Source organism: Rhodococcus sp. 5G237, assembly GCF_053764735.1.
This window is the reverse complement of the sequence record NZ_JBSNCD010000001.1, coordinates 48503-74223: the sequence shown is the minus strand read 5'-3', so window position 1 is coordinate 74223 and position 25721 is coordinate 48503. Positions and strand designations below refer to the sequence as shown.

Sequence of the window (25721 nt, the reverse complement as noted above, 5' to 3'; positions counted from 1 at the left end):
GGGACTCGACTCGTATGGATCTCCTGCACGATGCGCGATGGCGGTGTCTCCCTATCGCTCCTGGGTCGGTCGAGCATCCCGGCGACCTTCCGGAGGACGATTGTTGGTTGCCGGTCCGCATACCCGGGACGGCGGCAGGCGCGATTCGGGAGACCGACGGAGTCGCGGCGGCCCGGGCGTCGTCACCCGACAGCGACGACTGGTGGTTCGTCACCGACGTCGAGGTGTCCGGCGACGGACCGTGGCATCTGACCTTCGACGGGCTCGCGACCCTCGCGGAGGTATGGGTCGACGGGACATGCGTCGCGACGTCGGAATCGATGTTCGCGCCGCTGACCGTCGTCCTCGACCGCCTGCCGTCGACTACGCGGATCGCGATCCGGTGTGCCTCGCTCGAGGCTGCACTCCGCAAGCGTCGGCCGCGCGGACGGTGGCGCTCGTCGCTCGTATCGGCCCAGGGATTGCGGTGGTTCCGCACCACGATGCTCGGGCGCGCCCCGGTCTACGCGGGAGCTCCGGCACCGGTCGGACCGTGGCGCCCTGTTCGTCTCGTCGATTCCGGCGAACCCGTCGTGCTGGGACGCGGGATACGAACGCGTGTACGCGGATCCGACGGGATCGTCGACGTCGATCTCGTGCTGGCAGGAGCCGTCGTCTCCGAGGTCGCTGTGGAGATCGGCGGGGCGGCGGCGCACGCCCGGCCCGAATACGGGCCCGACGGGACAGCGCGCGTGCGGATGCAGGTGACGCTCCCCGAGGTGCAGCGGTGGTGGCCGCACACCTACGGCGACCCGAACCTGTACGCGGCACACATCCTCTTGGACGGGCATCGGATGGAACCGGGCACTATCGGTTTCCGATCGGTGGAACAGATTTCGGGCGACGGATTCGGCCTGCGGATCAACGACGTCGACATCTTCTGCCGCGGACTGGTGTGGACACCGACCGACCCGATCACCTTGAACGACTCGGCCGGAACCCGGCGCATCCTCGAACGCTGCGTGTCGGCGGGCGTGGACACGATCCGCATCCCCGGCACGATGGTCTACGAGGACGACGAGTTCTACTCGGCGTGTGCCGAACTGGGCATCATGGTGTGGCAGGACGTCATGCTCGCCACCACCGATCCACCCGACGACCCGCACTTCCGCTCGCTGCTCGAGGACGAGGTCCGTGCACTGGCGCGCCGATGGGGCGGAAACCCGGCACCCGTCGTGATGTGCGGAGGCAGCGAGACCGAGCAACAACCGGCCATGCTCGGTCTGACGGAGACATCCCTCCCGGCACTCGACGACTGGTTGCCTGCGATCGTCGACCGCGAGTTACCGGGCACGGTGTGGGTGTCGTCGTCACCGTCCGCACCCCGGGGTAGCGACGCACTGCCGATCGCGGTGGGTTCGGGTGTGGCGCACTACTTCGGTGTCGGGGGTTACCGTCGTCCTCTCGCCGATGTGCGCGCTGCCGGCGTGCGCTTCGCCGCCGAATGCCTCGCTTTCTCGATTCCACCCTCCGACACGGCGATCGAGACTGCGTTCGGCAGTGTGAATGTCGCCGGTCACCATCCGCGGTGGAAGTCGGCTGTGCCGCGCGACAACGGCGCGTCGTGGGACTTCGAGGACGTACGAGACCACTATGTGCGCACGCTCTTCGGGGTCGACCCCGCCGAGGTGCGGTGGTCCGACCCCGCGCGGTATCTCGCGCTCGGGCGGGTGGCGATCTGCGAAGCGTTCACCGAGGTGCTGCAGTACTGGCGACGGTCCGGATCAGGATGTCGCGGTGCCCTGATCCTGTCCGCCCGCGACCTGCAGCCGGGTGCCGGATGGGGCGTGCTCGACGCCGACGGGAACCCGAAGGCTCCGTGGTGGGTGCTGGCCCGGGTGTTCGCGCCCGTCACCGTCCTCCTCACCGACGACGGCCTCGACGGCCTGCGTGTGGACGCCATCAACGACACCGCCGACGTTCTCGACGTCACGCTGCAGTTGCAGGCCCACACCCCCTCGGGTGCGGTACCGGTGGACGTGTCCGTGCCGCTGCATCTCGCCCCGCACGAGACCCGGGTGATCTCGTGGGCATCGGTGACGGGCGGTTTCACCGATGTCAATTTTGCGTATCGATTCGGGCCGCGCACTTTCGACACGGCGACCGCCCGGTTGGTGGATCACGCCGGTGCGGTGCTGGCGGAGTCGGTGCATCTCGTGGGCGGTCCGGCACGGCCCGTCGAGCGCGGAATCGGTCTCACGGCGACCGCTCGACCCGTCCCGGACGGGTGGAGCGTGGAGGTGCGAACCGAGGGTGCGGCGCAGTACGTGCACCTCGACGTCAACGGCGGTGACCTGCAGGATTCCTGGTTCCACCTGCCTCCCGGAGGTTCTCGCACGATCACCGTGCGGGCCTGTGATCCGGCCGCGACGCCGATCGGTCGGGTGGGGGCATCGAACTCGGCCACGAGCGTGCCGATCCGGGTGCTTCCCGCCTCCGACGGCCACGAGGTCGAGGGGTAGCTTCCCGAGGCTCCCGGTGGGGCGGTGTGTGGCGCGCCGAAATCGACAGGTGCATATCGGGCATCGACGGGGTATATGTATCTCCCAAGGGGTCGCTCACCCGATTTGCACCTTCTGTACGGTGCCGGTGGCACCTCTCCCCGCCTTCCGAGAGGAGATCGACATGGCGATCCGCTCCACGTCGCAGATGGGTGCCTCGCGCACCGCTTCGTCCACTCGCCGTCCTGCCCGGACAGAGCAGGACGGACCGTCCTTCACCGAGGTCATCCACTCGCAGCTGTTCTCGAACTACCAGGTGCCTCGCGGACAGGTACAGCGCAGCGCCTGACCGAGAGACTCTCCGGCCCGACATCGTGCCTGCCGGAGTGCCCGCGCGCAGCGTTCAGGACACCTGCGCGTGCGGCACACTGTCGGCATGAGTGAAGCCACGACGAATCAGAGCACCCGCATCGTTCTCGCGTCGCGTCCGGAGGGGGCGCCCACCGCCGACAACTTCCGTTTCGAGACGGTGGATCTGCCGGAGGTCGGCGACGGCCAGATCCTCCTGCGCGTCGTCTACCTGTCCCTCGACCCGTACATGCGCGGTCGGATGAGCACCGCGAAGTCGTATGCCGCGCACGTCGAACTCGGGGACGTGATGGTCGCCGGAACGGTGGGCCAGGTCGTCGAATCGCGGTACGACGGTCTCGAGCCGGGCGACTACGTCCTGGCCGGAGCCGGCTGGCAGTCGCACGCCGTCCTCGACGGCTCCACCGTACGCAAGCTCGATCCGCAGGCCGCGCCGATCTCCACCGCGGTGGGCGTGCTCGGAATGCCCGGATTCACAGCCTATTCCGGGCTCCTGAAGATCGGACAGCCGAAGGAGGGAGAGACCGTCGTCGTCGCTGCCGCCACCGGGCCGGTGGGATCGGCCGTGGGGCAGATCGCGAAGTTGAAGGGCGCCCGCGCGGTCGGCATCGCCGGCGGACCGGAGAAGTGCCGCGCACTGATCGAGGAGTTCGGTTTCGACGCGGCGATCGACCACCGCGACCCGAACTTCCCCGACAAGCTGGCGGAGGCGGTGCCCGACGGCATCGACGTGTACTTCGAGAACGTCGGCGGTCCCGTCCAGGAAGCGGTGTGGCCGTTGCTCAACACCTATGCGCGGATCCCGGTGTGCGGGCTGGTCGCGCAGTACAACGGTGCGGATCTGAACCGCACGGACCGTCTTCCGGGACTGTTCAATTCGATCCTCACCAAGAGCCTCACGATCCGCGGTTTCATCCAGAGCGAGTTCGTGAAGGAGATGTACGGCGACTTCCTACGTGAGGCCTCGGCATGGGTCCGCGACGGAAAGCTCGCGTACCGCGAGGACATCGTCGACGGACTCGAGAACGCCCCGGAGGCGTTCATCGGCATGCTCGAAGGAAAGAACTTCGGCAAGATGCTCGTGCGGGTCGCGCCGGAGTGACGGACACCGGTCCGCCCTCCGGCGCCGGCCGCGTCAGCGTCGGGGGATTCCGGTGGACCACAAGGCCCACAGGATGAGCACCGGCTGGAAGAACAAGCGGATCAGGCGCTTACGGTCGGTGTCGAGACCGAAGGCGCTGCGCTTGCCGAGATACTGGGCGATGTTGCCCGGGAAGACGGCGGCGAAGAACAGTGCGGCCAGGCGGCCGACACGGACGCGGTCGCGGTTCGCCACGGCGAGTCCGGCGCCGAGCATGATCTCGACACCGCCGGATGCCATGACCACGCCGTCCTTGTCCATCGGCACCCAATCGGGCACCTGGGCCTGGAAGTCCTTGCGGGCCCAGAAGAGATGGCTCAGCCCGGCGAAGACGAGTGAGGCGGCCAGCAGATAACGCGCGAGGGTCCGGGCTCGTGTCGTGGGCGGAGCGGGGGCTTCGGTCGGTGGAGTTATCTGTACATCGCTCATGATCACGAGCGTACGGACTGTACGGTGCTCGCGACGGGGATCGCGTCGCGAGCACCGTAGGTCACATCAGGTGATGCGTTCGAACGGTGTCGGTCGCTGTCAGGCGATGCGCTCGAACGCCGTCGGTCGCTGTCAGGCGATGCGCTCGAACGCCGTCGGTCGCCGTCAGGCGATGCGCTCGAACACAGCGGCGAGTCCCTGGCCGCCGCCGATGCACATCGTCTCGAGTCCGTAGCGACCCTCACGGCGGTCGAGTTCGCGCAGCAGGGTGGCGAGGATGCGTCCGCCGGTCGCGCCCACCGGGTGTCCGAGCGAGATGCCGGAGCCGTTGGGGTTCAGGCGCTGGTCGTCGGCTTCGATGCCCCACGAGCGGGTGACCGCGAGGGCTTGCGCGGCGAACGCCTCGTTGAGTTCGATGACGTCCATGTCGGCGAGGGTCAGTCCGAGGCGGCCGAGGGCCTTCTCGCTGGCGGGCACCGGGCCGATGCCCATGGTGCGTGGGGGCACACCGGCCACCGCCCAGCTTGCGAGGCGGGCGAGCGGACGCAGACCCAGCGCGGCGGCCTTCTCGGCGGTGGTGACGATCGCGAGGGCGGCACCGTCGTTCTGGCCGCTGGCGTTGCCGGCGGTGACGGTCGACTCGGGATCGATCTTGCCGCGGATCGGGCGCAGCTTGGCGAGGGTCTCCATCGAGGTGTCTGCGCGGGGGTGCTCGTCGGTGTCGACGACGAGCGGATCGCCCTTGCGCTGCGGCACGGTGACGGGCACGATCTCCTGCGCGAACACACCGTTCTTCTGGGCGGCGACGGCGCGCTGGTGCGACTGCACGGCCAGGGCGTCCTGGTCCTCGCGGCTGATGGAGAACTCGGCGCGCAGGTTCTCGGCGGTCTCGATCATGCCGCCGGGCACGGGGAAGTCACGGCCACCGGCGGTGACGCGGGCCCGGGCCAGACGATCGGACAGGGCGACGGCTTCGCCCTTGACGCCCCAGCGCATGCCGGTGGCGTAGAACTCGGCCTGGCTCATCGACTCGGCACCGCCGGCGAGGATCAGGTCGCTCGCGCCGGTCTGCACCTGCATGACGGCCTGCACGATCGCCTGCAGACCCGAGCCGCAGCGGCGGTCGACCTGCAGGCCCGGAACGTCCACGCCGAGACCGGCGTTGAGGGCGGCGACGCGGCCGAGGGCGGGGGCCTCACCGTTGGGGGAGGCCTGGCCGAGGAAGACGTCGTCGATGTCGGAACCGGTGATGCCGGTGCGTGCGACGAGTTCGCGGATGACGGTGGCCGCGAGATCCTCGGGTGCGATGTCCTTCAGGACACCGCCGAACCTGCCCACCGGGGTGCGCAGGGGTTCGCAGATCACTACGTCGGTCATGATGTACCTCGATCGGGGTTGTTCACTGGTGGGTCTGGGTGCGGGCGAGATCCGTGGAGATCGCTCCGGCGGTGGCGAGCAACGCCGGGACGAGCTCGTCGTGCACGGTTTCCATCCGGTAGCGGGCCGCGTGGGTCGACAGGTTCACCGACGCCACAACGGTTCCCGACGCGTCGCGGATGGGTGCGGCGAGCGAGCGCAGGCCCTCTTCGAGCTCCTGGTCGACGATGCAGTATCCGTTGCGTCGCACCGTGGCGATCTCGGCACGCAGTTCCTCGGCGGTGGTGACGGTGTTGCCGGTGATGGGCGCGAACTCGGCGCGTGCGAGGTAGGCGTCGAGTTCGTCGTCGTCGAGGCCGGCGAGCAAGACGCGTCCCATGGAGGTCGCGTAGGCGGGGAAGCGGGTGCCGAGGGTGATGGTGACGGTCATGATGCGGCTGACGGGAACTCGCGCGACGTAGACGACGTCGGTGCCGTCGAGCATCGAGACCGAGGTCGATTCCTTGACCTTCTCGGCGAGCGCTTCGAGGTGCGGTCGTGCGACCTCCGGCAGCGTCAATGCCGACAGGTAGCTGTAGCCGAGTTCGAGCACCCGTGGGGTGAGCCAGAACTGGGATCCGTCGGTGCGGACGTAACCGAGTTCGATGAGCGTCAGCAGGAATCGACGCGCGGTGGCGCGGGTGAGACCGGTCGCGCGGGCGACGTCGGAGAGCGTCTGCCGCGGGGCGTGCGCACCGAAGGCCTTGATGACCGACAGGCCACGCGCCAGCGATTGTACGTAATCGGGTGACGCCCCAGGGTTCTCGCGAACGACCTCGGGAGCGGTGAGGTCGGGAGTGCTCACGAGCCCGAGCCTCCCTCGGTGTCGGCGAGTGCCTGCTTGCCGAGCGCGAACGCCCGGTTGCTGTTGGGGACACCCGCGTAGACCGCGGTGTGCAGGAAGACCTCGACGAGATCGTCGGGATCGATCCCGGCGCGCAGGGCGGCACGGATGTGCATGTCGAGTTCGTGCTCGTTGCCGACCGCGGTGAGGATCGCGAGGGTCAGCAGCCGGCGGGTGCGGTGGTCCAGACCCGGGCGTGCCCAGATGTCGCCCCACGCAGTGCGGGTGATGAAATCCTGGAAGGGTCGGGTGAATTCGGTGGCCGACTCGATGGACCGGTCGACGTGCGCGTCGCCGAGGACGGAACGACGCACCCGCAGGCCCTCTTCGAACACCGCGGTGCGGTGCGCGGCGGACGGCGTGGCGCGCGACGAGATGTGTTCGCGGATCAGCTTCGTGACCCGTCCCGCCTGTTCCACATTGGCGAGGTGTGCGCCGGGGGAGAGGACGTGGAAGTCCGAGTCGGCGATCCCGTCGGCCAGCTGCTGCATCGTCGACGGCGGGGTGGCCGGATCCTGCTCACCGGCGATCACCAGCGTGGGCGCGACGATCCGGGCGAGGTCGGGACGGCCGTCCCAGGTCGCCAGTGCCTCGCAGCACGCGGCGTAGCCCTCGTCTGTGGTGCCCTTCACCATCTCGACGTGGCGGGCGACGAGCTCCGGATCATGTTCGGCCAGTTCGGGAGTGAACCACCGCGAGACGATCGAATCGGCGATGGAGGCCAAGCCGTCGTTGCGGACGGATGCTGCCCGGTCGTACCAGGGTTGGGCGGGCTGGAAGGCCGGCGAGGTGCACAGCAGTGTCAGCGTGTGTACGCGCTCGGGGTGATGCGCGGCGAGCCATTGTCCGACGGCACCGCCGAGCGACAGGCCGACGTAGTGCACAGCGTCGAGTCCGAGTGAGTCGAGCAGGGCGACGACGTCACCGGCGAGCTCCTCGATCGTGTAGGGACCGGACGGGGCAGGGGATGCGCCGTGCCCGCGATGATCGGCCGCGACGATGTTCCAGTCGGTCGCCAGGGCGTGGATCTGCGGTCCCCACATCGACAGGTCCGAACCCAGCGAACCGAGGAACAGGACGGTCGGCTTCGTGGGGTCGCCGTACTGTTCGTAGTTGAGCGTGACGGTCATCGGGCATCTCCTGTGGTTCGGTTCGTGCTGTCGTGACGGGCGAGAACGCGGTCGACGATGTCTGCGGCATGGCCGAGATAGCGCGTGGGATCGAGAAGTTCGCGCACGTCCTGCGGGTCGAGATGGGCGGTGATGGCGGGATCCTCGTCGAGCGACCTGCCGGCGACCGCCGCATCGGTAACGATCGAGCGTGCGTCGTCGGTGTGTTCGGCGAGTGCGGCCGTGACCTTTTCGGCGAGGATCGCTCCGCCGGTGAGGGCGAGATTGCGGTCGAGCGCGTCGGTGTGGACGTGCAGGCCGTTCAGGCTCGTCGAGAGCTGTTGCGCGGCACCGCCGGTGAGGCGCAGGATGTCGGCGAGCGTCTCCCATTCGGCGTGCCAGGCGCCGGCGGCGCGCTGGAACTCGTGGTCGGTCGACGACAGGATCGTCGAGACGAGACCGGGAACGCGCCGGGCGGCGGCACGCGCGGTGATCGACGCGACGGGATTGCGCTTGTGCGGCATGGCCGACGACCCGCCGGGCGCATCCTCGCTCACCTCACCGAATTCGGTGCTCGCCATGAGCACGACGTCGGTGGCGGGCTTCGCGACCGAACCTGCGGCGACACCGAGTGCACTCGCGAGGGTCGTGACGGGGGTGCGGGCGGTGTGCCACGGGGCGACGGGACGCGCGAGTCCGAGCAGGTCGGCGACGGTGTCGGCGAACGCGAAACCGTCGGGATGGACGGCGGCGAGCGTGCCGGCGGCCCCGCCGTACTGGGCGGGCAGGGCGCTCAGGACACGGTCGAGTTCGACGACGGCGTCGTCGAGGGACAGGAGCCAGCCGGCTGCGAGTGCACCGAAGGTGGTGGGCAGCGCCTGCTGACCGAGCGTGCGCGCGACCATCGGTGTCTCGCGATGGGTGGTGGCGAGACGGGCTGCGCCGTCGGCCGCGGAGCGCAGGTTCGTCAGGGCGATCCCTCCGGCGCGGCGAGCGAGCAGCATCAGCGCGGTGTCGAGCACGTCCTGGCTGGTCGCGCCGACGTGCACGGCCCGCGCGGGGGCGTCGGCGCGCTCGCGCAGCAGGGAGACCAGAGGGATGACGGCGTTGCCGCCCGCCGCGGAGCGTCGACCCAGGTCGGCGGGATCGAGTTCCTCGGCGAGGGAAGCCGCGGCTGTCGCGACGGCGTCGGCGTGGGTGTTCTCGACGCGGCCGAGTGCGGCGGCCGCTCGGGTCAGTGCGACCTCCACGTCGAGCAGGGCGCCGATCCACGCGCGATCCGACAGGGCGACGCCGAGTTCGTCCGCGCCGAAGACGGGATCGAACAGGGGGCCCCGATATCCGGCGTCGGGGGATGAGGGAGACACGGACCTCCGATCCGAAACGTTCGCTATGTGGACGGATGGACGCTATGCGAACAGGCTAATGCGGCCGTTCTGCGCTCGCAACGATCCTACGCGAATTTGTTCGCATTGCGGACGGGAGTTCACATGACGTACACCTGAGGGTATCGTGGCACACATGGACAAAGTCGTTGCCTCCGCCGCCGAGGCCGTAGCCGACATCCCCGACGGCGTCACGATCGCCGTCGGAGGGTTCGGCCTGGTCGGCATCCCCGAGATCCTCATCAACGCGTTGCTCGAACAGGGCGCCACCGACCTCGAGACCGTCAGCAACAACTGCGGTACCGACGGCTTCGGGCTCGGCCTGCTGCTCGAGAAGGGCCGCATCCGGCGCACCATCTCGTCGTACGTCGGCTCCAACAAGGAGTTCGCACGCCAGTACCTCGCCGGCGAACTCGAAGTCGAGCTCACCCCGCAGGGCACGCTCGCCGAGCGCCTGCGCGCCGGTGGCGCGGGCATCCCCGCCTTCTTCACCCCGGCCGGCGTCGGCACGGCCGTCGAGGAGGGTGGACTTCCGCTGCGCTACGACGGTCACGGCGGCATCGCCCTCGCGTCGCAGCCGAAGGAGACCCGAGAGTTCGACGGCGAGACCTACGTGCTCGAACGCGGCATCGTCGCCGACTACGCACTCGTACACGCCTGGAAGGGCGACCGCCACGGCAACCTCGTCTACCGCGCGAGCGCCCGCAACTTCAACCCGCCGGCCGCCGCCTCGGGTCGCATCACGATCGCGCAGGTCGAGCACCTCGTCGAACCCGGCGAACTCGACCCCAACGAAATCCACACGCCAGGCATCCACGTGCAGCGTGTCGTACACGTCGGCCCCGTCGAGGTCGGCATCGAGAACCGGACGGTGCGCTCATGACACAGGCAACGAAGAAGGGGCTGACCCGCGAGGAGATGGCGGCACGCGTCGCCAAGGAACTCGAGGACGGCCAGTACGTCAACCTCGGAATCGGCATGCCCACCCTCGTGCCGAACTACCTCGAGCCCGGCGTCGAGGTCATCCTGCACTCCGAGAACGGTGTGCTCGGCGTCGGCCCGTACCCGACCGAGGACGAACTCGACCCCGAGCTCATCAACGCCGGCAAGGAGACCATCACCGCGATTCCCGGTGCGTCGTACTTCGACTCGGCGCAGTCGTTCGGCATGATCCGCGGCGGCCAGATCGACGTCGCCGTCCTCGGCGCGATGCAGGTCTCCGCCAAGGGCGACATCGCCAACTGGATGGTGCCCGGCGCGATGGTCAAGGGCATGGGTGGCGCGATGGACCTCGTCCACGGCGCCAAGCGCGTCATCGTGATGATGGATCACGTCACCAAGAAGGGTGATCCGAAGATCCTCGAGGAGTGCGCGCTGCCGCTCACCGGTCGTGGATGCGTGCAGCGCATCATCACCGACCTCGCGGTCATCGACGTCACCGAAGAGGGATTGAAGCTCGTCGAGACGGCGCCCGGTGTGACCACCGAGGACGTCGTCGCAGCGACGGCAGCGAAGCTGATCGTCTGATCGGATATCGACGACGGGGTCGTGCGCGAGGAGATCTCGCGTACGGCCCCGTTCTCGTTCCTCAGTCGTAGTCGTCGTTGTCGGCCGTGAGCTCCGGGGCGTCGGGCTCCGGTTCCTCCCCACCCACCTCCGGGATCAGTTCGTAGCGATGCCCGAACGACTCGGCGAGCGCCTGCAGGATCGCCACCACCGGCACGGACACCAGCGCCCCCACCGGGCCGAACAGTGTGGCACCGACGATCACCGAACCGAACGCCACCGCCGGGTGGATCGACACCGTGCGGGCCGTGATGCGCGGGTGGAGCACATAGTTCTCGATCTGCTGATAGACCGTGCCGAAGGCGATCACCCACACGCCGTCGAGCGGATGCTGCACCGCGGCGATGAGCGCGGGGAGCCCGATCGCCAGATAGGTACCGAGGGTCGGGATGAACTGCGAGACCACCCCGGTCCAGATCGCGAGGGGCAGCCAGTACGGAACCCCGATGATGAGGAAGAAGATTCCGGTGAAGATCGACGCGGCGGCGGCGAGGATCAATCGGGAGACGACGTAGCCGCCGGCCTTCTCCACCGAGGTCTCCCACACGTTCGCGATCAGCTGCTGCTGCCGGGCCGGGAACCAGCTCGCGATCGTCCGGCGCATCTTCGGTCCTTCGGCCGACATGTAGAAGACGAACAGCAGCATCGTCAGGATCTGGAACAGGGCACCGACCAGAGTGCTGAGGACACCGAGGACACCGGGCGTGAAGCGTTGCGCGAGATCGCGAAGCGTATCGGGAGTGATCTTGAGCAGCTCGTCCCCGGTTTTGAAGTTCGTGTCGAAGGTGCGGTTCGCCCAGTCGGTGATGCGCGTGAGCGCGTCCGGCAGTGTGGTGAGCAACTGAGCGATCTGTTCGAACAGGAGCGTGCCGAACACCGCGAAGAACCCGACGGTGAGCAGGACCAGGGAGAACAGCACGAGGCCGGTCCCGGCGCCGCGACGCATCCCGAACCGCTCGAGGCGGTCGACGATCGGTTCGATGGTGATGCTGAACAACCACGCCAGGAACAGCAGGCCGAGGAAGCCCTTCAGGTTGTGGAAGAGCCAACCCGACATCTGATAGAAGGCGACGGCCAGCAGAACACCGACGATCGTGGGCCGGAGCCAGCGGGGAGTTCGTGGACGATCGGCGACGGTTGCGCGCTTGGTCATCACACCCTCCGCTCTGCAGAGACTCTGTGGCGAAATGTACTCGGTGGGCGCTGCCGGGGGGAGCGGTACCGAGACCGAGGGGCAGACACAAAAGAACCGGCCCGAACTCGTGTGAGTCCGGGCCGGTCGGTGGTAGCGGGGACAGGATTCGAACCTGCGACCTCTGGGTTATGAGCCCAGCGAGCTACCGAGCTGCTCCACCCCGCGTTGCATGTCCAACCATACACGACTTCCGAGGGTGCTCTGACCACCCCTCCTCCGGGCCACCCAATCGAGGGGAAGTTGTGTGCGACTTTCGCGAATTCGACGCACACAACCTCCCCTCGATTCGACTCCGAAGCCCCCCTCTGGTTCGCCGATCTCGATCAGCGGGACCTGCGGAGTGTGCCGCGTCACAGGCCCATAGTTTCGGTCCGTAACCAGGTCGCCGTGTCACGGCTGCCTCGAAACCGGTCCGCACGAATAATTTCGAGAGAGGGGCGGCATGCCTGCTGTGTCGAGGAGGTCGCCGATCCGTGTATTGGGAGCAGTGATCGGGACCTGTGCGGTGCTGCTCACCGCATGCGGGTCGACCGCCACCGAGAACTCCGGAGTCGGTGATCCTGCGCTTCCGCTGCACTACGCCACCGTCTTCGGCGTCTCGTCGTTCGATCCGCACAAGACGCGGATCACGAGCGACGCCACCATGCTCAACATGGTCTACGACCGCCTCGTCCACCGTGACGCAGCCGGCCAACCGATCCCAGGGCTCGCCGAGTCGTGGGAAATCGACGAGACCACGCTGACACTCCACCTGCGTGACGGGCTGGCTTTCTCCAGTGGCGCCGCCCTCGGCGCCGATGCTGTGGTCGCCAACCTCCGACGTGCTCTCGAGCCCGACTCGATCACGGCACCCATGCTGGCCGGCGTGGTCGGGGTCGACGCAACGGACGACCGCACGGTCGTGCTGACCTTCGACGGTCCGGGCGCGCAGTACGTGCTGGCGTTGTCCGACCTTGCTGGGATGATCGTCGACCCGGACGCATTCGGAAGTCCGGAGAAGGACACCCAACTCGCGCTCACACCCGCCGGTGCAGGGCGCTACGTCCTCGCGGAGTCCCGACCGGGTGCCGAGTACGAGTTCACCGCCAGAGCTGATTATTGGGACCCCGACGCGATCGGCACCGAAACTTTCGTCTGGACCGTGATGACCGATCCGCAGGCGCGTCTGAGCGCCGTGTCGGCAGGGGACATCGATGTCGCAATCACCACGCCGTTGACGATCGACGCAGCCGAACAGCAGGGTCTTCGGGTGGAGACAGCACTTCGGCTCGACCACATGGCGCTCAACTTCAACCGGAACCGCAGCGAGTTCGGCAACCTCGACGTGCGCAAAGCCATCGCTCACGCGATCGACCGCCAGGCCATCGCGGACACAGCGATGGAGGGTCACGCCGAAGCGGCCACGCAGAATTTTCCGGAGGACTACTTCGCGTACGACCCGGATCTCGCCGACGACTATCCGTACGATCCCGACCGGGCACGACAGTTGCTGTCCGATGCGGGGCTGCCGGAAGGATTCTCGTTCACGGCCATCCTGCTGAATCTGCCCGAGAACGTGCAGGTGGCGCAGATTGTGCAACAACAACTTGCACAGGTCGGCATCGAGATGAAACTCGAACCGTTGCCCCCGTCGGATGCGTCACCGACCTTCTATCGAGGGGACGCCGACGCATTCCTCACGACCTTCACCGGTCGTTCCGATCCGGCGTTGTTGCTGTCCGCGCTCTACGGTGAGAATTCGCCTCAGAACCCCTCCCGTACCACTGCGCCGGGCTTCCAGGAGGCGCTCGACTCCGCCAACCGCGAGACCGACCTGCAGACCCGTGGGGACAAGCTCGGAGAGGTCTCGAAAACCGCCATGGACAACGTCCTCACCGTGCCCTTGGTCTTCTTCGAACTCGGATCGACGCTCTCCGACCAGGTCGTCGGATACGAGACGAACCTGTTGATCGACGAATGGCGTGGCGTCGGTATCGCTTCCTCCTGACCGGCCGCCCACCCCAGAAACGAAGGAATCCCATGTCTCGTAGATCGCTGGCCTCGGTCGTTGCTGCCTTCGCGACCGCACTGCTTCTCGCCGGCTGCGGAACGTCGGCAGCAACCGACGCCACCGCAGAGATCGACCCGCAGGCGACCCTGCGTTATGCCACGACGTATGGCGCGTCGTCGTTCGATCCCCACAAGACCCGGATCACCAGTGACTCGACGATGCTGAACCTCGTCTACGACCGACTGGTACATCGCGATCGAAATGCGGATCCGGTGCCCGGGCTCGCTGAATCCTGGGAGTTCTCCGAGGACGGATCCACTCTGACGTTGAACTTGCGTCAGGACGTGACCTTCGCGGACGGAACCCCGCTCGACGCACCTGCAGTGGTGGCGAACCTGCGCCGCGCACTGGAGCCCGACTCGATCACGGCCGCGATGCTCGCAGGCGTCGAGTCTGTGGAGGCGGTCGACGCACACACCGTAGCGCTCCGCCTGAACGGTCCGGGCGGGCAACTCGTTCTCACGTTGTCGGACCTTCCGGGAATGATCGTCAACCCCAATGCTTTCGGAACTCCCGACAAGGACGCCGCACTCGTACTCGACCCCGCGGGCGCCGGCCGGTACACCGTGGTCCAGTCCCAGCCGGGTGCCCAGTACCGCTTCGCCGCCCGCGACGACTACTGGGATCGGGAAGCGGTACAAGCCGCGGAATTCGAGTGGGTCGTCATGACCGATCCGCAGACCCGCGTGAACGCGGTCGCCTCCGACCAGCTCGACGCCGCCATGGCGACACCGATGTCGCTCGACCCTGCCGAACAACAGGGCCTGCAGACGCACGTGCAGACGAGCCTCAACAACTACGTGCTCAACCTGAACCGCACTCGCAGCGAGTTCGGCAAACTCGAAGTACGACAGGCGCTGGCCCACGCAGTGGACCGGGAGTCGGTCGTGGAGACGGCGCTCGAGGGGCACGGTGAACCCGCGAGCCAGAACTTCCCGGCAGGCTACTTCGCCCACAACGAGGCCCTCGACGGTCAATACGCCTTCGATCCCGACAAAGCGAAGCAGCTGCTCGACGAAGCAGGTGTGCCGGACGGATTCGCCTTCGTAGCAGGTGTTTCCAATCTTCCCGAGAACCAGATGATCGGGCAGATCCTGCAGGAGCAGCTGGCGCGCGTCGGTATCACCATGGAGATCCGGTCCATGACGCCGACTGACCTCAACCCCGCGTTCAATCGCGGTGAGCTCGATGCCATTCTCACCACGCTCGTCGGCCGCGCGGACCCCTCGCTACTGCTGACCTCCTTCTACGGTCAGGATTCGCCCCAGAATCCTTCCCGTGACGCGATCCCGGGATTCCGGGAAGCCATGGAAGCGGCCAACCGCGCCACCGACCCCGAGGAGCGCTCGGTGCTGCTCGGCGAGGTGAACGCCGTGGTGATGAATTACGCGGCAATGCTGCCGATCGCCTTCGCCGAACTCGGTGCCGTCGCATCGGATCGGCTCTCGGGTTACGAGCCCAATCGGGTGGTCGACGAGTGGCGTGGTGTCGGAGTGGCCGCCCCGTGACGTACGGCGCGACGGACAGCCTCGCGACCGTGATCGCACACGGATCATGAATCGAAGGAGCACAGAATGTTTCGACTCATCGGACAGCGGCTGCTGGCGGTCGTCCCGTTGCTGATGATCGCCACGGCCATCACCTTCGGTCTGATCTTCCTGATTCCCGGCGATCCGGCACACCGGATCGCCGGAGAGTCGGCGACACCTCAGCAGATCGAGACGGTCCGTGAGGAGCTCGGCCTCGACCAACCGGTCCTCGTGCAGTACTTCGACTTCCTGTTCGGACTGGTGCGTGGCGATCTCGGTACGAGTTTCACGTACCAGGCCCCAGTGCTGGAGATGATCGTCGATCGTCTGCCGGTGACGTTCTCGTTGGCGATGGTGGCCGTGGTCGTGGCACTTCTCGTGGGTATTCCGGCAGGAATCATCGGAGGAAGCAGGCCCGGAAGTTGGCAGGACCGTGCCACCGGCGTGGGGTCGACACTCGGCGTCGCTACACCCAACTTCGTCCTGGGTCTGCTCCTCGTGCTCGTCTTCTCCCTGACCCTGCGAGCCCTCCCGGCCACCGGATACACCCCGCTCGCAAAGGGGTTGTGGCCGTGGCTCAGCCACCTGCTGTTGCCGGCGATCGCCCTGGGGTTGGCCGCGGCCGCCGAGATCGCACGCCAATTGCGTAGTTCCATGATCGAAGTGATGCAGCAGGACTACGTTCGTACTGCCACAGCGAAGGGACTGAGCCGGCGCAGTGTCCTGTGGAAGCACGCTCTGAAGAACGCTTTCATCCCGACGGCGACCGTCCTGGGCATGCAGATCGCCTTCCTGCTCGGCGGTACGGCCGTCATCGAGTCCGTCTTCGGTCTCAAGGGTCTCGGAGATTTCGCGGTGCAATCGGTGCTCTCCGGAGACCTGCCCGCCATTCAAGGAGTCGTGATCTTCGGTGTGTTCGCCACTGTGATCATGAGTCTGCTCGTCGACATCTCCTACGGCTACCTCAATCCGAGAACAAGGAGCGCCGCATGAGCGACATCACCGTCTCGACGAAGCCGGCAGGCGACACGATCGTAGCCGTCGGCGAATCCCCACGTCACAGGTTCCTTCGCCGATTCCGGAACCGTCCGGGAGCCGTGGTCGCTGCCGTCTTTCTCGTCCTCATCGCGGTTCTCGGACTACTTGCGCCTCTGATTGCTCCGCACGACCCGATCGTGCAGGAGCTGACCGCACGCCGACTGCCTCCACTGTCCGACGGATATCTGCTCGGCACCGACAATCTGGGTCGTGACACGCTGTCCCGGTTGCTCTACGGTGCGCGTGTCGCAATCTCGGCGGCGCTCATCTCGGTGTCGGTCGGACTGCTCATCGGTGTCGTGCCTGCCCTGATCGCCGGGTTCCTCGGCGGCTGGTGGGACACGATCCTCTCGCGGGTCGCCGATGCCTTTCTCAGCTTCCCCCCGTTGCTGCTCGCGATGGCCATCGTCGGCGTGATGGGCACCAACCTCACCAACGCGATGATCGCGATCGGAATTGTGTTCGGTCCCAGATTCTTCCGCGTGGTACGCGGGGCTGTGATCGGAGTACGTGAGAGCACCTTCATCGAGGCCTCCCGCAGTATCGGCACTCCGACCGCGCGAATCGTGCGCATGCATGTACTCCCGCACACGCTGTCCCCTTTGATCGTCCAGATCAGCCTGGCGTGCGGGTTCGCGTTGCTCGCCGAGTCGTCGCTCAGTTTTCTCGGGCTGGGTGTCCAGCCGCCCGAGGCGAGTTGGGGTCGCATGCTCGCAGAAGGGCGCGAAGCGTGGAATTACACGGCCTGGCCGGTGGTGATTCCAGCCCTGATGATCATCCTGGCCGTTCTGGCCTGCAACACCCTCGGTGACGGCATCCGTGACTCGGTGGGCCGCGAGAACCGGAGCGAACGATGACCGAACCATTGCTGCGCGTCGACGGCCTCGGCGTCGAGTTTGCGACCGGCTCCGGCTGGACATCGGTCCTGCAGGACGTCTCCTTCGATGTGGCGGCCGGTGAACTCGTCGGGCTCGTCGGCGAATCCGGATCCGGCAAATCCGTCACCTGCTCGTCCGTCCTACGACTGTTGCCGGCGAATCAGTCCCGTATCGTCTCCGGAGGTATCCGGTTCCGCGGACGTGATCTGCTGACGATGCCGGATCGCGAACTCGCGGACGTACGCGGCAACGACATCGCGATGATCTTCCAGGAACCGATGACGAGTCTGAATCCGGTCTTCACGGTCGGGGACCAGATCTCCGAAGTGGTGCGGCGACATCGGGGCGTGAACCGGAAGGTGGCACTGGCGCGCGCCGTAGAGGTGCTCGACCTCGTCGGTATCCCGAATGCGACCCGCCGAGTGCGTCAGTACCCGCACGAGTTCTCGGGCGGTATGCGCCAGAGGGTCATGATCGCGATGGCGCTCGCGTGTGAACCGTCCCTTCTCATCGCGGACGAACCCACGACGGCACTCGACGTCACCATCCAGGCTCAGGTGCTCGACCTGATCAGGGACATGGCAGAACGGTTCGAGATGGGCGTGCTGTTCGTGACACACGACCTCGGGGTGGTGGCCGATCTGTGCACCGAGGTGGTGGTCATGTATGCCGGACAGGTGGTCGAGAAGGCCCGCACCGAAGAACTGTTCGCGGCTCCGAAGCACCCGTACACACAAGGTCTGCTGCGGTCGGTCCCGACCATCGACGGTCGCAGCGACCTGCACACCATCCCCGGCGCTCCGCCCGCACCCGGATCGACGCCGAGGGGGTGCCGCTTCGGACCGCGCTGTGCGTATCGCCGCGACGAATGCGATGCCGTGATACCGCTCCACGTGCTGGAGAACGAGCGCATGTCTCGCTGTGCACGGGTGACCGATCTGATGCTGGAGGGAAACCGATGACCGTCGAACTCGCCGCCGTCGAGACGAAGCAACCATTGCTGACGGTGCGTGGGCTGCGCGTGGAGTTCCCCGTCGGTCGCCGAACGGCGCGCCGGAAGCAGATGGTGCGCGCCGTGGATGAGGTCGATTTCGACATCTTCCCTGGCGAGACGTTCGCCTTGGTCGGTGAGTCGGGTTCGGGCAAGTCGACGACGGCCCGTGGAATCCTGCGGCTCGTCGATGTCGCTCAGGGATCCGTCGTGCTCGACGGTGTAGACGTGACCGCACTGAGCAGAAGTGAACTCCGCACCGCCAGACGCCATATGCAGATGGTCTTCCAGGATCCCTATTCCTCGTTGGATCCCTCGCACACGGTCGGGGATGCGATCGCCGAGCCCCTGCAGGTGCATACCGATCTCTCCGATGACGACCGACGCCGCAAGGTCGGTCGGCTGCTCGAGCAGGTCGGTTTGCGCGCGGAGCACGCCGATCGGTATCCCTACGAGTTCTCCGGTGGACAGCGCCAGCGCATCGCCATCGCGCGTGCCATTGCGGTGGAACCGAAGTTGGTGATCGCGGACGAGGCTGTCAGCGCGCTCGATGTCTCGACGCAGAATCAGGTCATCGCGCTGCTCGAACAGCTCTCCGCGGAACTGGGCATCGCCTACCTGTTCATAGCGCACGATCTGGCGGTGGTGCGTCACATCGCCCACACCACGGCCGTGATGTATCTCGGGCGAATCGTCGAATGGGGACCGACGGAACGTCTGTTCACGGAACCGGCGCATCCGTACACGCAAGCATTGCTGTCCGCGGTCCCCGTCCCGGACCCGGCACGGCAACGCCGCCGAGAGCGCATTCGCCTGAGTGGAGAACTGCCCGATCCGGCGAACCCGCCGGCAGGGTGCGCCTTCAGCACCCGTTGCCCACTGGTCATGCCGGTGTGCCGGGAGAGTCGACCGGCTGTCACAGAAGTGGCAGGAGGGGGGCAGGTCGCCTGCCACGTGCACCCATCAGAACAACGGCCCGCCTCCGAAGATGTCCCGGTGTGAATCGGGTTGGTTGCCTTCGACGTCCACGATGCCGTAGTCGAGTGCGGTCTCGGCGGTGATGAGGGTGCGACCGCTGCGCGCGTTCACCTCGGGGTCGGCCGCGAGAGCGACGATCACCCGCCCGATGAACTCCGGTGTCTCGGCGTTGGCCAGCGAGAAGCCCTCGAAGTTGTCGATGCCGCGGGCGAGCATGGCCTCGTTCTTCACCAGTCCCGGCCACAGCGACAGGGTGGTCACCCCGGTGCCCCGGAGTTCGACGGCCATGTCGGCGGCCATCTTGTCCAGGCCCGCCTTAGACATGCCGTACAGCACCGAATGCAGGTAACCGCGGGTGCCGAACGACGAGATGTTGACGATCATCCCGCTGTTGCGCGGCACCATCAGTTGCGCGGCTTCGACGGAGGCGGCGTAGTGCGCGCGGAGGCCGACGCCGATCAGACTGTCCCAGTCGCTGATCGGGCGCTTCCAGAACGGCTCGGAGAACCCGGCGAATCCCGGCGGTGATGCCCACACGTTGTTGACGAGCAGGTCGAGGCGGGAGTCCTGCTCGTCGGCGATCCGGCCGAACAGTTCGTGGATCTGTGCGTCGTCGCGGTGGTCGCACTGCACGGCGATACCTCGTCCGCCGCGTTCGGTGACCTCCGCCGCGGTGCGGTCGAGTGGTCCGTCGGCGCCGACGGGGCCGCGGGCGGTGACGTAGACGGTCCAGCCGTCGGAGCCGAGGGCGCACGCGATGCCCTTGCCGACGCTGCGACTCGCGCCGGTGACCAGCGCGACCTTTGCTTCTGTCATCACTGCACCACTTCCACGTCGTCGGTGAGAGCCCGCTGGATCGACCACAGCACCTTCACGTGGCAGCGGGAGATCTTCCATTCGCCGTTCTCGACCACGTAGTCGTCGTCGTAGTCGAGCGCGGTGACCCGTTCGGTGCGGGCACGCAGATCCACCTGCCGGAATCGCAGCGTCCAGGCGCCGGTCGCGGTGTCGGGCCCGTTCAGGTGGATGCTCGGATGCATGCCGTGATGCATGTCGAGCACGACGTAGCGGTCGTCGAGCCGTTCGAGAGCGATCCGGGAGTAGACGTCGACCAGGGCGTCGGCGTCGTCGAAGCTGCCCAGCGCCGGTCCGTAGTAGATGTCGGCGCCGTGCGCGACGAAGCACCTGCGCATCGCCTCCGGGTCCTTGGCGTCGCACGCCCGGAAGTAGCGATGCTTGAGCATCCTGATCTCTTCGAGGGCTTCGAGCCGGGCCAACCGTTGTTCGACGGTGTCCATCGGGGTGCCTTCCGGTCGGGGACGAACGGTGTCCCGGACCCTAGCCCGCAACCATGAGACCGGAAGAGCGATACTCCCACTCACCGGGCGGGCGCACGCGTCTCAGCCCTTCAGCTTCCATTCCGCGAGATCGACTGCGGTGGAGATCGCTTCGAGCAGCACGGCCATGCGTTCGGCCGGACCCGGCGCGGCGAGAACCGCGTAGCGGTCCGCTTCCCCCATGGGCACGTACCGGGCGAGCGCGAACAGTCGCGCCCCCGGATCCTCCGGTAGTTCGGTGGTGGCGGGAGGCAGCGGGGCCTGGCCACCCGTGAGGCGGTCGAGCACCCCGTACAGCCGGCCCATCGGTCCGGTGATCGCGGCGAAATCCACCGGCCCCGAATCGGTGTCGGGCCAGGGCTCCACCTCGGCGAGGGGATAGGGATCGTCGGGAAGCCATCGGGTGACGCGAATACGTTCCTCCGCAATGCATTCGAGTTCGCGGCGACCCGCACCGACCTCGGTGTCGACCATGATCCGCGCAATGGTGCCGACGTCGTGTCGCTGCTCGCCTCCGCCCACTTCGTGTCCTCGGGCGATGAGGACGACCCCGAAACGGGGGCCGTCCGGTGATGCCGTGCAGTCCTGGACGAGCTGCTGATATCTCGGCTCGAAGATGCGCAATGGAAGGTCGGACCCGGGAAGCAGCGCGGTGCCGAGCGGGAACATGGGAAGTATCGGCATCAGGGCATCCTCAGGCGCGGGGTCGGGGGAGCGGGGATCGGTTCGTCGCGAGCGATCTCGGTGAGCAGATGATCGGCCCAACTCGCGAGGCCGTCGATATCGAGCCGGTAGGGCGGTTCGTCCTCGTAGTGCCGCACCCGCGCCTGTCCCTGCTTCAGCAGCGACGCCGCGCCGGTGGGGTTGCCCCGGAGCAGATGCGTCAGTCCCACGGCGAGCTGGGCGAGGCCCTGCCAGAGGGGACGTTCCTCGGGCGGCGCCTTCTTCCACATCGCTTCGAAGACCTCGTGGGCGTGGAACGGAAAGCCGTGGTCGAGGAGGCGCTGACCTTCGGCGATGGTCTCCTCGACATCCAGATCGATGTCTTCGGGAACACGTTCGACGCCTTCTTCGCCCGGCGGCAACGGACGCCCCAGGGCGTCGCGCGGACGCGCGTTCTGCGGCCTGCCGTCGGGTGTGCGGTCCCGGTCCGTCATGTCGCCAGCCTAGACGAACGGCCGGTTCGGGAAGGGATCACTGCCGTCGCAGGACGCCGCTCCGACCCTCGTGCGACGGCTTGCGCACCCGGGACAGCTGCGCCGACAGTTCCCGGACGAATGCGTCGACGGTGCCCGGTGCGACGCGGAGGTCGGGACCAGGGAGGAAGAGGTACCGGCCGTCGCCCACAACGTCGAACCAGCCGATGTCGGCGACGGGTGTGTATCCAGGGTTCGAGTACCGCAGGATGCGGATGCTTCCGGTGGCCGAGCGTTCGCGACGCAGCAACCGGCGCAACGACTCTGCGTGCGTGCCACCCGCCGGACGACGGACAGCGCCGAATTCGGACGGCTCGAGCACGTCCCGGCTCGGCGCGGTGCGTGCCGGTTCGCGGCCCGGCGCTACGACCGGCAGGTGTCCGACGATCGCGCCCGCGAGATCGGTGGTCGTGGTGATGCGGATGTCGCCCGCGGCGGGAGCCTGGCGGGCGAGGACGGCCTGCTCGCCGGTCGCGGCGGCGCGGACGAAGACCTCGCAGGTCGGGTCGGTGGAGCGGCCGTAGACCTCCACCGCGACCTCGCCGGTCAGCAGCCTCCGCATCGCGTCGTCGAGGGCAGGGTCGGGAGTCTCGTGCAGCCACGCGCGAGCGGCCTGCAGGTTCGCGGCGTGTTCGTCTTCCCACATCGCCGAGGTGCGATAACGCAGGGGGAAGGGGAACTCGTCGCCACCCGCGGCTGTCCACGACGCCAGGAATCGATCGGGTGTCAGATGCCGGTCCACAGAGCTCAGGCCCCCAGAACCGGCGGAGCGGTGTCGGGCAGCGACCCGATCAGTTCGTTTCCGTTCTCGCCGGTGACGAGATAACCGGCCGCGCGTTTGTCCTGCTCGTCGCCGCGGGAGGAGGCGGGTGCCATGCCGGGCATCATGCCGAACGGGCGCACACCGGCACCGCGAGTCGCGGCGGCACCGGGCCGGCCGGCAGCACCACCGGTGGGTGCGGCTCCCGCGACGAGCGGAGCGGGACCCGCCGTGGGCGATGCGCCACCGGCCGACCCGACGCCACCGGCGCCCGGTAGGCCACCTCCGACACCTGCACCCGCTCCGGAGGACGGTGAGCCATACGACTGACCGGTCGGGCTTCCCGGGGCGCCGCTCGCTGCTGGGGAGGTGGATGCAGGAGTGGTCGCCGCAGGATCGTTCGAGACCGACCTACCTGCCGAATCCGAACCTTCCGGCCGGCCGTCCATGCTTTCGCCGGGCGTCGAAGCGTCCGTACGGTTCTCCGCTTCCGTGGCGGTCTGCCCAGCCGGACGTTCTCCGTCCCCGCCCGGGATTGCCGTCGGGTCGCCGGCGGTCCGGGCGCCGCCGACACCCGGTGTGCCGTAGCCCTGAGGAACGAATGTCTCGGTGGCACGGCTCGTGGTGGTGGCATACGGGGAGGGCAGGACCGGAACCGCCGTGCCGGAATCGCGGTAGTACGGCTTGTAGAGGGCTTCCATCACCCGCACGGCCTGGGCGCGAACGGCCTCTTCCTGCCGGGCGGCGGCAGCACCCGCGACGGGATCGAGCGCGTACAGGACCGACGACGTGTTCACCGTGGGTGGAGGCACGGACGCTCGCACCCGCTCGCCGACATCGGCGGCGATGCGGAGTTTCTCGGACGTCGCGCGTGCAGCATCGGACAACTGTTGGGCGGATTCGCCGAATCGCACCGTCGCGTCCATCGCGGCCTCGGCCGCCGGACCCTCCCAGTGCTGGCCGATGAGTTTGCGGATCATCAGCGTTCCCCATGCGACGGTGAGGCTGAAACCCTTTCCGAGTTCGGCCCATTCGGTGGCCAGGGTTGTCATCGCGACGGGATTGATGCTCTGGGCGAGCCGGTGGATGTCGGCGTGCTCCATGCCGTGGAAGTTCTCGAACGCTGCGATGTATTCGGGATCGACTCCCGCGTCGATGCGCGCGGCGAGCGTGTCGTAGTTGGACTGCCGTCGGGAGACGGAATCGGGGACTGGGGCGTCGACCCCGAGCGACACCAGTAGTCGGTCGACGACGTTGTCATTCGTGGACATGGACGACAGCTCCCCCTCGATGCTCTCGCGTCTCGAGGAGCCGACGGCGGCGCGATATCCCCCTGCCCACGTAGATCCCCCCGATCCGATGGTGGCGACGATGCTAACGCACGGCACCGACCAGACGCAGGGCAAGATCGGCATACAGGTCGCTGATCGTCGCGGCGTCGTCGTAGCGGCCCGAGGGATACCAGCGACAGACGTCGACGCAGAGCGACATCAGGGCGAGAGTGACACCTTCGGCGTCCGGAAGGGTGAACTCGCCCGAGACGTGGCCGGCGTCCACGACACCCCGCACGACCTGCGTGATCTGCCGTCGTAGTCCGACGATCGTGCGGTAGTGGTCGCGGTCGAGCGCGGCCAGTTCGTACTGGATCACGCGGCTCCACCGGTGGTTCTCCGCTTGCCAGGCGGCGAAGCGTCCGATGACGGAGGCGAGCCGGTCGGACGGTTCGGAATCGGGGCGGTCGGCGTTCTCGACAACCTGCAGGGCGAGGGCGTGGCCCTCGTAGGCGATGGCGAAGAGCAGCTCTTCCTTGGACGCGTAGTGCGGATACATCGCGGCGGGACTCATGCCGAGTCGCGCAGTGATCCGGCGCGTCGTGGTGCCGCCGTAGCCGTGTTCCGCGAACTCCTCTATCGCGGCCGTGCGGATGCGAGCAGCGGCCTTGGATCCGCCGACGACGTCGTCCCATGTATCACTCACGAGGGCACTTCCGTTCTGTCCGGTTGTGTTGACAAGTCCGCTACGGCATCGCACGATAAGCGAGCGCTTAGAAATAAGCCAGTGCTTATCGACTTGGTAACGGTGGGTGCGGCGCGGGGTCCTCTCCGTGCTGCAACGCCTGCGGCCACATAGGATCCGCCGAAGAGAGGAATAGGACCTGGCTCTGAAAGGCAGTGCTGTCCAATCAAATTGGATACAGGCTGTTTGGTGGATGAGAAGGCGGTCGGCTATACAGTTCCTGTAGGCCCCGTCACAGCGAGGAGATGACGTATGTCCGTGCTCGACCGCTTCCGTCTCGACGGCCGCGTTGCCATCGTCACCGGTGCCTCTTCGGGCCTCGGTGTCGCATTCGCCCGAGGGCTGGCCGAAGCAGGAGCCGACGTCGTGCTCGCCGCACGCCGCGTCGACCGCCTCGAGAAGACCGCCGAGCTGGTCCGGGAGGCCGGACGACAGGCCGTCACGGTCGAGACCGACATCGCCGATCCCGAACAGGCGCAGCGCATGGTCGACCGGGCGGTCGAGCAACTCGGCCGGGTGGACGTCCTCATCAACAATGCCGGTATCGGCACCGCCGTCCCCGCCACCAAGGAGACCCCCGAGCAGTTCCGGCAGGTCATCGACATCAACCTGAACGGATCCTATTGGGCGGCACAGGCCGTCGGCCGTGTGATGCAACCCGGTAGCTCGATCGTCAACATCTCGTCGGTCCTCGGTCTCACCACGGCCGGCCTGCCGCAGGCCGCGTACTCGGCCAGCAAGGCGGGTGTCATCGGCCTCACGCGCGACCTGGCCCAGCAGTGGGGAGCGCGCAAGGGAATCCGCGTCAACGCCATCGCACCCGGCTTCTTCCACACGGAGATGACGGACGAGTACCAGCCCGGCTACCTCGACTCGATGAAGCAGCGAATCATCCTCGGCCGGACCGGGGATGCCGAGGAGATCGCGGCCACCGCGGTCTGGCTGGCGTCCGACGCCGCCGCCTACGTCACCGGTCAGACAATCGCCGTGGACGGCGGACTCACCATCACCTGA

General features: G+C 67.3%; 25 protein-coding genes and 1 tRNA gene. 12 read left to right on the top strand and 14 right to left on the bottom strand.

Features of this window, described 5'->3' with window-relative positions; genetic code table 11:
* Positions 1-14: 14 nt before the first annotated feature.
* The 3 genes from ACWPOC_RS00350 to ACWPOC_RS00340 all read left to right on the top strand — a co-directional run bounded on the left by ACWPOC_RS00350 (position 15) and on the right by ACWPOC_RS00340 (position 3951).
* A complete protein-coding gene (locus tag ACWPOC_RS00350) occupies positions 15-2501 on the top strand; it encodes a glycosyl hydrolase 2 galactose-binding domain-containing protein (protein WP_120280728.1) in 2487 nt (828 codons plus the stop codon).
* Positions 2502-2664: 163 nt separating this feature from the next.
* Entirely contained in the window at positions 2665-2829 is a 165-nt protein-coding gene (locus ACWPOC_RS00345) for a hypothetical protein (RefSeq protein WP_174246970.1), read from the top strand.
* A gap of 87 nt (positions 2830-2916) precedes the next feature.
* Positions 2917-3951 (top strand): MDR family NADP-dependent oxidoreductase, encoded by a 1035-nt coding sequence (locus ACWPOC_RS00340; RefSeq protein WP_183070601.1) that lies wholly within the window; start codon positions 2917-2919, stop codon positions 3949-3951.
* A 33-nt stretch (positions 3952-3984) separates the two neighbouring features.
* Here ACWPOC_RS00340 and ACWPOC_RS00335 read toward each other — a convergent pair whose 3' ends face one another.
* The 5 genes from ACWPOC_RS00335 to pcaB form a co-directional block, all read right to left on the bottom strand.
* The gene (locus tag ACWPOC_RS00335) at positions 3985-4419 is read right to left on the bottom strand and encodes a DoxX family protein (RefSeq protein ID WP_174246971.1); all 435 of its coding nucleotides are present in this window, start codon (positions 4417-4419) and stop codon (positions 3985-3987) included.
* Between the two features lie 165 nt (positions 4420-4584).
* Complete coding sequence (locus tag ACWPOC_RS00330; RefSeq protein WP_120280725.1) at positions 4585-5796, bottom strand: acetyl-CoA C-acetyltransferase; 1212 nt, start codon at positions 5794-5796, stop codon at positions 4585-4587.
* A gap of 22 nt (positions 5797-5818) precedes the next feature.
* Positions 5819-6640 carry an IclR family transcriptional regulator gene (locus tag ACWPOC_RS00325; RefSeq protein WP_120280724.1) on the bottom strand — a complete coding sequence of 274 codons (822 nt, stop codon included), beginning with the start codon at positions 6638-6640 and terminating at the stop codon, positions 5819-5821.
* Positions 6637-7809, bottom strand: a complete 1173-nt coding sequence (pcaDC, locus tag ACWPOC_RS00320; RefSeq protein ID WP_120280723.1) for a bifunctional 3-oxoadipate enol-lactonase/4-carboxymuconolactone decarboxylase PcaDC — start codon at positions 7807-7809, stop codon at positions 6637-6639. Before pcaDC ends, ACWPOC_RS00325 begins: the two co-directional genes overlap by 4 nt.
* The gene (gene pcaB, locus ACWPOC_RS00315; RefSeq protein ID WP_455407823.1) at positions 7806-9155 is read right to left on the bottom strand and encodes a 3-carboxy-cis,cis-muconate cycloisomerase; all 1350 of its coding nucleotides are present in this window, start codon (positions 9153-9155) and stop codon (positions 7806-7808) included. The genes pcaDC and pcaB overlap by 4 nt, the downstream gene beginning before the upstream one ends.
* 154 nt (positions 9156-9309) lie before the next feature.
* Here pcaB and ACWPOC_RS00310 point away from each other — a divergent pair, with 154 nt between their 5' ends.
* On the top strand, positions 9310-10056 hold the full coding sequence (locus tag ACWPOC_RS00310; RefSeq protein ID WP_016695872.1) for a CoA transferase subunit A: 747 nt from the start codon (positions 9310-9312) through the stop codon (positions 10054-10056).
* Positions 10053-10700, top strand: coding sequence for a CoA transferase subunit B (locus ACWPOC_RS00305; RefSeq protein WP_159417281.1), 648 nt, complete (start codon positions 10053-10055; stop codon positions 10698-10700). Before ACWPOC_RS00310 ends, ACWPOC_RS00305 begins: the two co-directional genes overlap by 4 nt.
* A 61-nt stretch (positions 10701-10761) precedes the next feature.
* Here ACWPOC_RS00305 and ACWPOC_RS00300 read toward each other — a convergent pair whose 3' ends face one another.
* Together ACWPOC_RS00300 and ACWPOC_RS00295 are read right to left on the bottom strand one after the other, a co-directional pair.
* Positions 10762-11892: an AI-2E family transporter gene (locus ACWPOC_RS00300; protein WP_016695870.1), complete on the bottom strand. Its 1131-nt coding sequence runs from the start codon at positions 11890-11892 to the stop codon at positions 10762-10764.
* A 130-nt stretch (positions 11893-12022) separates the two neighbouring features.
* Positions 12023-12099, bottom strand: a tRNA-Met gene (locus tag ACWPOC_RS00295).
* 277 nt (positions 12100-12376) lie between these two features.
* On the opposite strand from ACWPOC_RS00295, the gene ACWPOC_RS00290 reads away from it, so the two are divergent.
* The 6 genes from ACWPOC_RS00290 to ACWPOC_RS00265 all read left to right on the top strand — a co-directional run bounded on the left by ACWPOC_RS00290 (position 12377) and on the right by ACWPOC_RS00265 (position 19422).
* Positions 12377-13921, top strand: coding sequence for an ABC transporter substrate-binding protein (locus tag ACWPOC_RS00290; protein WP_455407822.1), 1545 nt, complete (start codon positions 12377-12379; stop codon positions 13919-13921).
* 32 nt (positions 13922-13953) lie between these two features.
* Positions 13954-15492, top strand: a complete 1539-nt coding sequence (locus ACWPOC_RS00285) for an ABC transporter substrate-binding protein (protein ID WP_174246972.1) — start codon at positions 13954-13956, stop codon at positions 15490-15492.
* Between the two features lie 66 nt (positions 15493-15558).
* Entirely contained in the window at positions 15559-16506 is a 948-nt protein-coding gene (locus ACWPOC_RS00280; protein WP_016695867.1) for an ABC transporter permease, read from the top strand.
* The gene (locus ACWPOC_RS00275; protein ID WP_455407821.1) at positions 16503-17408 is read left to right on the top strand and encodes an ABC transporter permease; all 906 of its coding nucleotides are present in this window, start codon (positions 16503-16505) and stop codon (positions 17406-17408) included. The genes ACWPOC_RS00280 and ACWPOC_RS00275 overlap by 4 nt, the downstream gene beginning before the upstream one ends.
* Positions 17405-18391 carry an ABC transporter ATP-binding protein gene (locus ACWPOC_RS00270; RefSeq protein ID WP_455407820.1) on the top strand — a complete coding sequence of 329 codons (987 nt, stop codon included), beginning with the start codon at positions 17405-17407 and terminating at the stop codon, positions 18389-18391. Before ACWPOC_RS00275 ends, ACWPOC_RS00270 begins: the two co-directional genes overlap by 4 nt.
* Positions 18388-19422: an ABC transporter ATP-binding protein gene (locus ACWPOC_RS00265; RefSeq protein WP_455408003.1), complete on the top strand. Its 1035-nt coding sequence runs from the start codon at positions 18388-18390 to the stop codon at positions 19420-19422. The genes ACWPOC_RS00270 and ACWPOC_RS00265 overlap by 4 nt, the downstream gene beginning before the upstream one ends.
* On the opposite strand, the gene ACWPOC_RS00260 is transcribed toward ACWPOC_RS00265, so the two are convergent.
* The 7 genes from ACWPOC_RS00260 to ACWPOC_RS00230 all read right to left on the bottom strand — a co-directional run bounded on the left by ACWPOC_RS00260 (position 19384) and on the right by ACWPOC_RS00230 (position 24668).
* Entirely contained in the window at positions 19384-20214 is an 831-nt protein-coding gene (locus ACWPOC_RS00260) for an SDR family NAD(P)-dependent oxidoreductase (protein ID WP_455407819.1), read from the bottom strand. The two genes, ACWPOC_RS00265 and ACWPOC_RS00260, sit on opposite strands and share 39 nt — an antisense overlap.
* Positions 20214-20696, bottom strand: coding sequence for a nuclear transport factor 2 family protein (locus ACWPOC_RS00255; protein ID WP_455407818.1), 483 nt, complete (start codon positions 20694-20696; stop codon positions 20214-20216). Before ACWPOC_RS00255 ends, ACWPOC_RS00260 begins: the two co-directional genes overlap by 1 nt.
* 102 nt (positions 20697-20798) lie before the next feature.
* Positions 20799-21419, bottom strand: a complete 621-nt coding sequence (locus tag ACWPOC_RS00250) for an LON peptidase substrate-binding domain-containing protein (protein WP_059382713.1) — start codon at positions 21417-21419, stop codon at positions 20799-20801.
* Complete coding sequence (locus ACWPOC_RS00245; protein ID WP_059382714.1) at positions 21419-21892, bottom strand: DUF309 domain-containing protein; 474 nt, start codon at positions 21890-21892, stop codon at positions 21419-21421. Before ACWPOC_RS00245 ends, ACWPOC_RS00250 begins: the two co-directional genes overlap by 1 nt.
* A gap of 37 nt (positions 21893-21929) precedes the next feature.
* The gene (locus tag ACWPOC_RS00240; RefSeq protein WP_059382715.1) at positions 21930-22673 is read right to left on the bottom strand and encodes an ESX secretion-associated protein EspG; all 744 of its coding nucleotides are present in this window, start codon (positions 22671-22673) and stop codon (positions 21930-21932) included.
* A gap of 5 nt (positions 22674-22678) precedes the next feature.
* The gene (locus ACWPOC_RS00235) at positions 22679-23962 is read right to left on the bottom strand and encodes a PPE domain-containing protein (protein WP_455407817.1); all 1284 of its coding nucleotides are present in this window, start codon (positions 23960-23962) and stop codon (positions 22679-22681) included.
* Positions 23963-24065: 103 nt separating this feature from the next.
* Complete coding sequence (locus tag ACWPOC_RS00230) at positions 24066-24668, bottom strand: TetR/AcrR family transcriptional regulator (protein WP_085470413.1); 603 nt, start codon at positions 24666-24668, stop codon at positions 24066-24068.
* A 291-nt stretch (positions 24669-24959) separates the two neighbouring features.
* Between ACWPOC_RS00230 and ACWPOC_RS00225 the strand changes: the two genes are divergently transcribed.
* A complete protein-coding gene (locus tag ACWPOC_RS00225; RefSeq protein ID WP_120280713.1) occupies positions 24960-25721 on the top strand; it encodes an SDR family NAD(P)-dependent oxidoreductase in 762 nt (253 codons plus the stop codon).